Annotated in this window: 14 protein-coding genes; 6 read left to right on the top strand and 8 right to left on the bottom strand. The window is 64.4% G+C overall.

What is annotated here, in order from left to right; translation table 11 throughout:
* Nucleotides 1-63 precede the first annotated feature (63 nt).
* The 8 genes from C3K08_RS15300 to C3K08_RS15265 form a co-directional block, all read right to left on the bottom strand.
* Nucleotides 64-345, bottom strand: a complete 282-nt coding sequence (locus C3K08_RS15300) for a thioredoxin (RefSeq protein ID WP_104992398.1) — start codon at nt 343-345, stop codon at nt 64-66.
* Complete coding sequence (locus tag C3K08_RS15295; RefSeq protein ID WP_104992322.1) at nt 338-1,357, bottom strand: ribonucleotide-diphosphate reductase subunit beta; 1,020 nt, start codon at nt 1,355-1,357, stop codon at nt 338-340. Before C3K08_RS15295 ends, C3K08_RS15300 begins: the two co-directional genes overlap by 8 nt.
* A gap of 23 nt (nt 1,358-1,380) precedes the next feature.
* Nucleotides 1,381-3,468, bottom strand: a complete 2,088-nt coding sequence (gene nrdE, locus C3K08_RS15290; protein ID WP_104992321.1) for a class 1b ribonucleoside-diphosphate reductase subunit alpha — start codon at nt 3,466-3,468, stop codon at nt 1,381-1,383.
* Nucleotides 3,447-3,866, bottom strand: coding sequence for a class Ib ribonucleoside-diphosphate reductase assembly flavoprotein NrdI (gene nrdI / locus C3K08_RS15285; RefSeq protein WP_104992320.1), 420 nt, complete (start codon nt 3,864-3,866; stop codon nt 3,447-3,449). Before nrdI ends, nrdE begins: the two co-directional genes overlap by 22 nt.
* Before the next feature lie 4 nt (nt 3,867-3,870).
* Nucleotides 3,871-4,095: a hypothetical protein gene (locus C3K08_RS15280; RefSeq protein WP_104992319.1), complete on the bottom strand. Its 225-nt coding sequence runs from the start codon at nt 4,093-4,095 to the stop codon at nt 3,871-3,873.
* Nucleotides 4,085-4,528, bottom strand: coding sequence for an acyl-CoA thioesterase (locus tag C3K08_RS15275; RefSeq protein WP_104992318.1), 444 nt, complete (start codon nt 4,526-4,528; stop codon nt 4,085-4,087). Before C3K08_RS15275 ends, C3K08_RS15280 begins: the two co-directional genes overlap by 11 nt.
* 605 nt (nt 4,529-5,133) lie before the next feature.
* Complete coding sequence (locus tag C3K08_RS15270) at nt 5,134-5,814, bottom strand: response regulator transcription factor (protein ID WP_234009244.1); 681 nt, start codon at nt 5,812-5,814, stop codon at nt 5,134-5,136.
* Nucleotides 5,781-7,016 (bottom strand): sensor histidine kinase, encoded by a 1,236-nt coding sequence (locus tag C3K08_RS15265; protein WP_104992316.1) that lies wholly within the window; start codon nt 7,014-7,016, stop codon nt 5,781-5,783. Before C3K08_RS15265 ends, C3K08_RS15270 begins: the two co-directional genes overlap by 34 nt.
* Before the next feature lie 153 nt (nt 7,017-7,169).
* Here C3K08_RS15265 and C3K08_RS15260 point away from each other — a divergent pair, with 153 nt between their 5' ends.
* The 6 genes from C3K08_RS15260 to C3K08_RS15235 all read left to right on the top strand — a co-directional run bounded on the left by C3K08_RS15260 (nt 7,170) and on the right by C3K08_RS15235 (nt 10,798).
* Complete coding sequence (locus C3K08_RS15260) at nt 7,170-7,727, top strand: polymorphic toxin type 33 domain-containing protein (RefSeq protein ID WP_104992315.1); 558 nt, start codon at nt 7,170-7,172, stop codon at nt 7,725-7,727.
* Between the two features lie 76 nt (nt 7,728-7,803).
* Nucleotides 7,804-8,205: a DUF4279 domain-containing protein gene (locus C3K08_RS15255; protein ID WP_158680007.1), complete on the top strand. Its 402-nt coding sequence runs from the start codon at nt 7,804-7,806 to the stop codon at nt 8,203-8,205.
* Nucleotide 8,206: 1 nt separating this feature from the next.
* Entirely contained in the window at nt 8,207-8,809 is a 603-nt protein-coding gene (locus tag C3K08_RS15250; protein ID WP_158680005.1) for a C39 family peptidase, read from the top strand.
* 2 nt (nt 8,810-8,811) lie between these two features.
* Nucleotides 8,812-9,564: an outer membrane beta-barrel protein gene (locus tag C3K08_RS15245; protein WP_104992312.1), complete on the top strand. Its 753-nt coding sequence runs from the start codon at nt 8,812-8,814 to the stop codon at nt 9,562-9,564.
* On the top strand, nt 9,561-10,178 hold the full coding sequence (locus tag C3K08_RS15240) for a hypothetical protein (RefSeq protein WP_104992311.1): 618 nt from the start codon (nt 9,561-9,563) through the stop codon (nt 10,176-10,178). Before C3K08_RS15245 ends, C3K08_RS15240 begins: the two co-directional genes overlap by 4 nt.
* Nucleotides 10,175-10,798 carry a hypothetical protein gene (locus C3K08_RS15235; protein WP_158680003.1) on the top strand — a complete coding sequence of 208 codons (624 nt, stop codon included), beginning with the start codon at nt 10,175-10,177 and terminating at the stop codon, nt 10,796-10,798. Before C3K08_RS15240 ends, C3K08_RS15235 begins: the two co-directional genes overlap by 4 nt.
* Nucleotides 10,799-10,811 lie beyond the last annotated feature (13 nt).

Here is a 10,811-nt window from a genome sequence, read left to right as displayed (position 1 = left end):
ACGGCTTTCAGGGGAGCCACACCGTGTGCGCCGCGCTGCGGTCAAGCAGGACAGTGAGGTCGCTCACGGGATGGGCTTCGTCCCCGCGTCGAGAAAGCGGCGCACTTCGCCCAGCCCGGCCGGGGCGGTCATCACTTCACGGCTGGGCCGATGAATTAGCGCGGGCGTGGTGCGCAGGCCGTGTGCCCGAGCGAGCGCCTCGAACTCCGCTGGGTGCTGCTGGCGGTGCACGACCTCGATCTGCCCTATGAACTGCCCTTTCAGGGGGCCAGCCAGCATCCGCTCCAGGCGCTCACAGGTGGGGCAGTGGTCCTGGGTCAGCAGGACGAAGGGCGGGTCAGTCATGCGACACCCGCCCACTGGCCGACTGGCCGGGGAAGCCGCCTCCCCACAGTTCCGCGATATCCCCGTCCGTCAGGGGTTCCACGCCGATCTTGGCGTAACTGCTGCCCTTAGCGCTGAAGAAGTCGTGCGTGGTCCCCTGCGCCCGGATGCCGTTCTGGACCACCGGATGAATCTCCTCGTCAGGAAAGGTGTGCTCTAGGCCGAGGTTGTCGGCCAGCACGTTGAAATTGTAACGGAGAAAGCGTTTCACCTCGTCCGTGAGGTTCACACGGGCGTACAGCACCTCGGTGTAGGCCAGCTCGTTCTGGTACAGCGTGTCCAGGGCCTGGCGGTACCAGGCTTTCGCGTAAGTCTGCTCAGCCCCGTTCATGGCGTCGAACTGCTCCTGGGCCAGCAGGGCCACATACACCCCGTGCAGCGCCTCGTCCAGGATAATCAGGTTGAAGATCTCGCCCGCTGACACCATGCGGCCCTGCCCGGCCAGGTACAGGGGGTAGAAAAAGCCGCTGTAAAAGAGCGCCGTTTCCAGCATGCATGACACCACCAGCTTCTTCCAGAGGCCCAGCCGGGACACGTCAGGATCGGCGAACACGTCCCCGATGAAGCCGATCTTGAATTGCAGGTGCGGCTGGGTCCGCACCCACCCAAACACCTCGCGCTCCTGGCTGGTCGTCAGGAAGGTCTTGTTCATCAGGCTGTAGCTGCGGGCGTGAATGTCCTCCATCATCCCTTGGAATTGCAGGGTGGCCTTGCGGATGTGGCCGCCTACCAGCCCGCGCAGCGTGGGCATTCCGACCTCGCCCTGGAGGGTGTCCAGCGCGTTCAGCCCCGCCGAGGCGTGAATGTAGGTCCAGCGCTCGTCGTCGCTCAGGCTCTGCCAGACCAGCGCGTCGTTCGTCAGGGGAATCTCGTCGGGGAACCAGAGCTGAGAGGTGTACTTCTCGTAGAAGGTCGCGGAAAAGTGGTCTTCGGGGTCGGACCAGTTGGTCGCGGAAAAGGGCATTTGGGACATGGGTTTCCTTGAAGTCGGGGAGGCTACACCACGCAGCTCAGGCAGTCCTGCACGCCCGTCTTGCGCAGACGGGTGTAGTACAGGGTCTTGAGGCCCAGGCGGTAGGCGTACAGGTAATAGCTTTGCAGCATTCGGGTGGTGACCGTGCTCGGCACGAAGAGCGTGCAACTGATGCCCTGGTCCACGTGCCGCTGCGCGGCGGCGACCGTATCCAGCACGCGGCGTTGGTCCATGTCGTAGGCCTCCTCGTAGTACCACTCGGTGGTTTCACTGAGGTGCGGCATGGGGTAGATGGTGCGGGCCTTGTTGCTGGTGCGGGTCTCGACCTTCTCGGTGATCGGCATCAGGCTGGCGCTGGCGTGCGACACGTAGCTGATGCTCCCGGTGGGGGCCACCGCCATCACGAAGGAGTGGGCGAGGCCGTACTGCCGGATGTCCTGAACGAGCTGTCGCCACTCCTCACGGGTGGGCAACGTGTGGCCCCCGAACAGTGCAGTCACCTCCGGCGTTTGCGGCAGGAAATCGCGCTCCAGGTACTGCGCGAAGTGCTCGCCGCTCTGGTAGCGGCTGCCCCCGAATCCCTCGAACACGAAGCCAGTGTCGCGGGCAATCTCCATGCTGGTTTTGCGGGCGTGGTAGTGCGCGGCGGCAAAGAACACGTCCACGAACTCCAGCGCCTCGGGGCTGCCGTACACGATCTCGCTTTTTGCCAGGAAGGAGTGCAGTCCCATCGCCCCCAGGCCGATGGAGCGCATCTCGTCGTTGGCTTTTTTCACAGCGGGAACTTCATGCACGCTGGTCGAGCGGGCCACGTTGTCCAGCAGCCGCACCGCCGCGCCCACCACCCGCCCGAGGTCACGGCTGTCCATGGCCTGCTCGATCACCAGCGAGGCCAGGTTGCACGACACGTCCAGGCCAATCCGGTCTTTGTGCTCCTGGCCGTAGGCATGAAAAGTGCTGGGTAGGGTGGGCTGGAGGATTTCCGAGCAGAGGTTGCTCATCTTGATGCTGCCCACGTTCGGAATGGGGTTGGCGCGGTTGGCGTTGCCTTCGAACAGCAGGTAGGGGTAGCCGCTCTCCCCCTGGGTGAGGGCGATGTCCTCCAGCACCCGCCGGGCCGAGACACGCTTCTTGCGGACGCGCGGGTTGTCCGCGAGCGCCTGATAGTCGCGCGTCCAGTCGATGTCCGTGAAGTCCTGTCCGGTCTCCTGCGCCAGCGAGTGGGGATAGAACTGGTAGATGTCTTCGCCCGCGCGGACCTTTTCCATGAAGACGTCGGGAATGGTGGCTCCGACGGAGAGGGTCTTGAGCCGGGCGTCCTCGTCGGTGGCGATCTTCTTGGCGTTCAGGGTGTCCAGAAAGTCGGCGTGCATGACGCTGAGGTAGATCGCCCCGGCCCCCGGCCGCTGCCCCGCCTGATCGGCGTACCGCAGCATGTTGTCGAGCATCTTCGCCACGCCCATCACGCCCTTGGTGACGTTCTGAATCCCCCGCAGGCTCTCGCCCCGGGCTCGCAGGTTGCTGAGGTCCACCCCGATGCCGCCGCCCCCCTTGCTGAGTTCCGCCACAAAGGACAGCGTCTTGGTGATGGAATTCAGGTTGTCGGTGCAGTCCTGAAGGAGAAAACAGCTCACCAGGCGGCCCGTGTTCGCCTTGCCGCTGTTCATCAGCGTGGGCGTGGCTGGAGTGAAGGTCTGAGTCACCAGGTGATGGACGAGTTCCAGGGCGTCCTCGGCGGTTTCCGAGCGGGCCAGCGCCGTGACAGCCATGCGGTCCTCGTAGCGCTCCAGCCACCGGCTGCGGTCAGGGGTCATGCCAGCGTACTCGCTGTAGAACTTGTAGGCACCCATGAAGGCCCGGAAGCGGAACTTGTAGCTGTAGGCGCGGTCAAAGACCGCCTGCACCTCTTGCGGCGCGTACCGCTCGAAGACGCTGGCGTCCCAAATGCCATGCTCGGTGAGGTAGCGGATTTTCTCGTTCAGGTCGTGGAAAAAGACGGTATTCGGGTTGACCTTCTCCTGAAAGAAGACCTGCAAGGCGCCGAGGTCGTGCCGGGTGTCGATCTGGGTGCCAGCCAGCACCTTGTTGTTCAGTTCGGTCCAGGGGTCCATACGTTCTCCGTAAGCGTGAGTGGGGAGGGGGCGTGCTGGTGGGCCAGCACCCACCGGGCAATCTGGGTCACGTCGGCATCGGTGCCGCTCTTGTTCACCTTCGCCACGACGGGCACGTGGTACTGCGTGGCAATCAGGTCCGCCGCGCGGGCGAAGTGGTCTCCCCAGTGATACGAGCCGCTCGCCACCACGCCCAGCAAGTGGTGGTGATGCCGGGCGAGAAAGGCGCGGGTGGAGTCGGGCACCGCGCCCCGGTGGAAGGTGTACGTCAGCAGCAGGAACCTGCCCCTGGGCTCGCCCTGGCGAAGGTCCAGCACCTCCAGACCGCCGACCTGCCGGGCCACCCGCCCGGCCAGACGGCGCACATTCCCGGTCAGGGAGTCGAAGACCAGTTGCATGGGGTCAACCCCTCAGGAGTGCCGGGGGCAACGCTGAGGCGGGCTGGCCGAGTTCCGCGTCGAAGGCCCGCATGTCGGCCGCGAGCGCATTCACCACCCGCCGCACGTCCTCCTCTGTCAGAAGGTCCCGTTCGTGCAGCACGGCCAGCAGTTCGAGCATCATCGCTGTGCCGCCCCGACCACGGGCCACACCGGTCAGCAGCAGGGGCCAAGGGTGGTCAGCGGCCATCGGTCGCGCCCTCCAAGGGTGGCACGCCTGTGGGCTGGCCGTCGTCTCCCAGGGCCACCAGAACGAAGGTGCCGGTGCAGCCCAGCTCACGTGCCGGGCTGTCCATCTGCTCAATCAACAGGTCCACCCGCACAGTCATGCTCGTGCGCCCGGTGGCGACGACGCGGGCAATCAGTTCGACCAGGGTACCCTGCGGAATGGGGCGGCGGAACTCCATCGCGCCCAGGTGCCGGGTCACCACCTTGCGGCGGCAGTGCCGCGTGGCGGCGATAAAGGCGGCGCTGTCCATGTACGCCAGCGCCTCGCCGCCAAAGAGGGTGCCGTGGTGGTTGGTGGTGCCTGGAAACACGACATGCGTAATCCGAGTTTCGTTCGGGGCGGAGTGGGGCGGGTGAATAGCAGTGGCATTCACACTGCCAGGCAATTCGGTCATCAGGTCGGCTCCAGTGGAAGCGGCAAAAGGTGACGGCAGCACCGGCGGGTGGCCGGTGCCAAGAGATGCCAATAAAGAAGACGTACCCCGCCCAGGGCACGTGAGGTTCAAGGTCAACTTTGCAGCATGGATCCGCCTGACGCCCCTGACGCGGGGGCACGCGAGAAGACGTTCTCCGCGAGGCGAGCGTTCGGACTGTGACCGTAGCGCGACTGTGCCGGACTGAACCCCCATTTCACGGCTTGGGGGCGTGACCGGACTTCCCTCGGTTCCTGCGGAGGCTTTCAAGGTGAAAGCACTAGTGGATACTAGATGTTGTACCGTTCTGGATCAAGAGGTCCAGACCTTGACTTGGAAGAGAAGCATGACACCCGGAGGCCCCAATCAATGGCAAGGATCACTCGCAGGGGAGGTGCCCCTTTGGCGGATGAGGCCCAGCAGGGGACAGGCCCGGCGATCCTGTCTAACCCTCTTGCGCGTGGGCGGTGCTTCCCTGACACAACCCCATACAGCAGTCGGCTGAGAACACGGCCCCTGAGCAGCCGAGATCCTCTCCTGGCGAACGATCCATCCGTAGCCACCCCACGCTGCGGGTCTCAGTGGGTTCAGCCTCCGGTCTCATCCCCTAGCAGCCCCAGTTCCATCGCCCGGCGCACCGCCTCGGTGCGGTTGCCCGCGCCCAGCTTCGCCAGGATGTTGCTTACATGGACCTTCACGGTCCCCTCGCTGATCCCCATCTGCTGCCCGATGCGTTTGTTGGGCTGTCCGGCGGCCAGGGCGCGGATCACCTGCACCTCGCGCTCGGTCAGGGCACCGCTGGGTTCCAGGCGGGCGGGCACCCGCAACTGCTGCGCGAGCGCCTGGGCGACGCGGGGATGGATGACCTTCTCGCCCCGGTGGACGCGCCACAGCGCGTCCAGAATCTCGTCGATCTCCGCACTCTTGAACAGGTAGCCCGCCGCCCCGGCATTCAGGCCGCCTGTCATGTCCTCCACCTCCTCGAAGGTGGTCAGCAGCACCACCGGGGGGCCGTTCCTCCGGCGGAACTCCGCCGTGGACTGGATGCCATCCATCACCGGCATCCGCACGTCCATCAGCACTACGTCGGGACGCAGCTCATCCGCGAGGTGCAGGGCCTGCTGTCCATTCTCAGCCTGGGCCAGCACCTGAACGTCATCTTCCAGGTCGAGCAGCGAGGCCAGACCCTGTCGCACGAGGGGCTGGTCGTCCACGATCAGGACGCGCAGGGGCATCACGCCTGGGTGGGGATAGGCAGGGTCAGACATACCTCGAAGACCTCCTTGTCCTGAGTCACCTGAACTGAACCGCCCAGCGCCTCAAAACGAGAACGCAGTCCGGCCAGGCCCGCGCCCCCGCGTCGGTGTTCGCTCCAGCCGTGCCGGGCGAGGTTCAGGGGATTGCGGACGGAGAGGGAGAGTTGCCGGTCGTCCCCGGACAGCCGGGCCGCGATGGGCTGCCCGGGCGCGTGCTTCTGGGCGTTGGTCAGGGCCTCCTGCAACCCCCGGTACAGGGCGAGTTTATGCGAGGACGGCAACTCGGGTTCCTCGCCCGCCAGGCTCAGGTTTACCTGGACAGGCCAGGTCTGGACCAGATCACGTAAGGCCTGGTGCAGCGTGCCGTCAAGCTGCGGCACCTTCAGGGTGGACACCACCTCCTGAAGTTGTTCCAGGGCCTCGCCGCTGCGCGCCATGACGTTATCGAGGGAAGCCGTGATCTGCGGCTCGGTGCCGCCCGCCTTCTGCTGGAGCTTGCGGACGCGCTGGGCCTCCAGTCGCAGGGCGGTCAGTTGATGCCCCAACGTGTCGTGCAGCTCCCGCGAGAGGTGGGCGCGTTCCTCCAGGGCCGCGTGCTGCAACTCCAGCGCCCGGTAGGCATGCAACTCACGGTAGGCTCGGCGCAGGGACACCTGTTTCTCCTCGTTCTGGAGCATGAACTCGAACGCCGCGTAGGTGAAGCCGCCCTGGGTCAACGTGACGACCACCAGCCCCAGCAGACCGAACCATTCCTGCGGGCTGGCGAGGGTCGGCAGCGGGGGAATCAGGGTGTAGATCAGCAGGCTGCCGACGAACAGGGCCGTGAACAGGCCGAGGGTCTGGCGCAGGGTCAGCCAGTAGCGGGCGACGAGGGGCGTGACCATCAGGGCCGCTGCCGGGCGGTCCACCCAGACCGCCAGGATGGAGAACGCCAGCGTGCCCAGGATCAGCAGGGCTTGCTCTGCCCGCACACGTTCACCGGGCCGGATGGCCCATAGAACTGCCGCGAACCACAGCACCGCCACCACCAGGCGCAGCAACACACTCCCGGCGTCCAGCAGAGGCAGTGTGGCCGTTTCCGCTGGATTGAGGACCAGGCTGCGCAGGAAGGTGACCAGTATGCCCAGGCCCGCGAACAGCACGATGGGGGTTACCCGGGGACGTTGGAGAAACGCCTGGACCTCCGGGCGGTTCAGATACGCGCGCACCGTCATGGTGATTCTGAGAGGTGGAAGGACGGCATGACAGGACAGTTTAAAGTCCAGGATGATGCCGCGCGTCTGCCGAGGGCATACGTCGAAAGATATAGGCGGCCTATGTCTTCTGGGAGATGGTAGATGGGAGGACGCTGAGTAGATTGCTGACGTATGAAAACGAAAGCACTGCTCTTGTCCGCCCTGATCCTCGCCCCCACCGCTGGCGCTGCCGCCGCGCAGTCTGCTTCCACGCAGGACTTCAGGGTGCAGACCGGTAAGGCTCTGGCGGCTCCTGCCCAGGACTTCCGCGTGAGCTACGGCAGCACCACGCAGGCCACCACGCCCACCACCTTTGCCAAGTCCAACCTGCCCCAGGCGCTCAGTGATGCGGAGCTGGATGAGGTGAAGGGAGAATTATTATGGTTCGCACCTGCTGTTCCGGTGATTGGGGAAGTCGTGGTGACAACTGTTGCCCGCATCGCAGCCGGTGCAGCACTTGGCGCTATCCTCACATCCGATTCAGCTCAGCAAAAACCCCTCACCAGCGGCGATATTCGGACGCTGAAGGAGAATGACATTGATCCCCATGAACTCAAGCAATCGGGGTCTGGAGGACGCGTGTCAGACAAGGATCTCTACAAGGATCGAGATGGCAATGTCTATGTCAAGCCCAAGGGAGGAAAAGGCCCAGGCGAGCCTACGGGTGTCAATCTGAAGGACCTTCCTTGAAATAAGGTCATCGGCGTAGGATTTTTGCGCCGATGACCTTTACGTGTATGCAGCCTAAATGATTCGGGAGTCAACTATGTCTACTCTATCGATTAAGTTCGTTGCCTCTGGCGAGTTCAACGTCAAGGATTTTACATCTATAGCTGGAGTTTCTCCAACACGCTGCATTGAGAAGGGCGAGAGATTCAGCAATAAAATACCGAGAATTTCAGAGAAAAATCGTTGGGAGTACTCTCTTCCCAGAGATGGTTCTGACATGGATCTTGACCAACAAGTTGCCAAGCTGACCTCTGTATTTACCCCAAATGAAAAAGCAATAGCTAGATTCAAAGAAGAATGTGATATTACTTATACTGTTTTATGTTATTTTGACAAGTCTAAAGATTCGCCTATGCCATCCGTGTTTCTGACATCTGAGACATTAAGTTCTCTAAGTCGCCTAAGGTTTGATATAGATGTCGATATTATTGAGAATTAGAATGCTAACAAAATGGGGCTTGCTGTTATGTTATGCCTTAGGCTTAAATGCTCAAGCAGCTCCTTCGGATTACCGCACCCTCCGCTACCAGGCTGTCGTCGGCCAGACCACCGATTTTACCTGCGGCCCGGCGGCCCTCGCCACTCTGCTCACCCACTACTACGGACGGCCTGTGTCCGAGGAGACGTTCACCGAGCGTTCCGTCGCGGACATGCAGGCACGCGGCAAGGAAGTCGTGGAGGGCCTCACCCTGCTCTCGCTCCGCAACGCCCTGACCACCGAGAGCGTCTCCTCGGCGGGGTACAAGCTCACGCTGGAGCAACTGCGCGGCGTGATGGAAGCGGGCCTCCCCGTCGTGGCGAACGTCGTCTATCCCAGGGGACATTACTACCTCGTGCTGGCGGTGGATGAGCAGAACGTGCTGCTGGCCGATCCCAGTTGGGGCGTGCGGTCGCAGCCCATCGCCAATTTCCTCAACGCCTGGAACGGCGTTATCCTGATTCCCGAACCCTCGGACGCCGAGGCCGCCCAGGCCCGGACCCAGGTGGCGCAGCAACTCGCCAAATACAGAGAACGCCTCGAACGCCTCAAGACAGGAGCCTGACCATGTTCAAGAACAACCTCTGTCGGGCGGGGCTGCTGGCCTCGCTCGTTTCCATCGGCGCAGCGGGAGCGCAAAACCTCCAGCCCATTGACCCCCTTCAACGGCCCCAGACGGGGGCAGGCAGCGCGAGTTTCAGCGTCAGCGCCGGATATGCCCCCGACCTCCAGCAGACGCTGGAGGGACTGACCTCCAGCGTGGCGGGTGGCCTGGGCATCACGGCGACCTACAACGTGACCGACCGCTTCGCTGTCACGGCGTCCACCGGTATCGGGGGAGCCAGAACCCGGACCTTGAATGGGGAGATGGTGGCTGCGGCGTCCGACGTGAACTGGAACGGCCTGGATGTAGGGGCGCAGTACACCTTCGGCGGGCGGTATGCCCCAGCGGTGGGCTTGGACGTGGCGCTGCCTCTGGCGGGGGGCGGCTGGGCTGTCACGGGGAGCACGTCCGCCTCGCTGCTGCGTGACCCGGTGATTCTGGACGGCACGCTGGCCGCGACCTGGCGTAGCGAGGGGGCGCCGTCCCTCAGCGCTGGGCTGGGCGTCGGCTTCGTGGTGAACGAGGCCGTGACGCTGCGGGCGGATGCCATTCAGAGTCTGACCTTCGGCACCCTGACCGTTCCCTCGACCACGCTGGGACTGGGCGGGGCATACAAGATAGACGAGCAGAACAGCCTCCAGGCCCGCACGACCCTGAACGTCACCGGGGGCCGCACGACCAGCGGTCTGAGCGTGAGCTACCTGTACCGCCCTTGACCCCGTACCTCCCCTCCCCGGAGCAGTGGCTCGCCTACGTGTCGGCCCGCGTAGTCCCCAGCGAGCAGGAAGAGGCGCTGGCCGCCGACCGTGACCGCATTGCCCGGTGGCGCGGGGAGGGCCTGGACAACGCTGAGATCATGCGCCGTCTGGGCGATCCGGGTCTGGCCGCGCGAAGCCTGGAGGCCATCTACCTGACCCGCGAGGAGGAGGCCCGGCTTCGTCCTCTGCTGGGCTGGAATCCCTGGCGGGTAGCCCTGGTCTGCCTCACCGTGCTGGTCCTCTCCCTGGGCTTCGAGTTCTGGGAACACCGCAGCCTGTCCCCGTGGAACCTGCTGGTGGTGGCTTACGCCGCGGCGGTGACGGCAGCCCTGCTGTGGCTGCGCCGCCGCGTCTCCCCCTGGGTCTGGGCCTCACTGGGGGCAAGCCCGTTCGCCCTGCTGGTCCCCCTGATCCTCATGACTGCCGAGATCCGGGACCACGACACCACTTCGGGAGAGGCCACCGTCCTCTTTGCCCTAATGCTGCTGGTGACTGGCCTGGCCTACGCCTTCGCCCCGTCGCGGCAGAAGCTGGAGCGTCGAGAGCAGGTCAGTGAGGACAAGACGCCTTGAAATTGACCTTCAGCAGCCCGGACCACTGGCTGACCTTCGTGACGGCCCGGCTGGCGCCCTTCGAGCGGGAGGAGGCGCAGGCACCCTTCCGGGCAAGGGTGGCCCGCTGGCGCGAGGAGGGCCTCGGCCACGCCGAGATTGTGGCCCGGCTGGGGGACGCGGAGGCGACGGCAGCGGCACTGGCCAGGAGATTCGTGCGGGCGGACGAGGAGAGCAGCTTGCGCAACCAGTTGACCGAGAGTCCCTGGTGGGCGCTGTTCGGTTCCCTCATCCTGATGGGGCTGTCCCTGCTGATCGAGCATTCGAAAAAGGGACAGGTGACGGCCTGGAATGCCCTGATTCCCATCTGCGGCCTGCTGATCTCGCTCGCGCTGCTCTGGGTGCGCCGACATCTACCTCTGCGCTGGTGGCTGGCGTTCTCGCCCAGCGGCGCATGGGCCGTGCCGCTGACGTTCGTGGCACTGGCCGTGCGGGCCGAAACGTCTGCGCTCTGGGCGTGGTCCTGGGCGCTGGGCCTGGGTGTTCTGTCCGTGGGCGCACGCTTTGTCCTGCCCGACCGGGGCAAACTGGCGAAACTGGAGCGTCTGGCCCGTCACGGCTCACCTCGTCCAGCTCCCTGAAGTTCGCGGCCTA

The organism is Deinococcus sp. NW-56 (assembly GCF_002953415.1).
Taxonomy (GTDB): domain Bacteria; phylum Deinococcota; class Deinococci; order Deinococcales; family Deinococcaceae; genus Deinococcus.
This window is presented reverse-complemented; position numbering and strand designations above follow the sequence as displayed.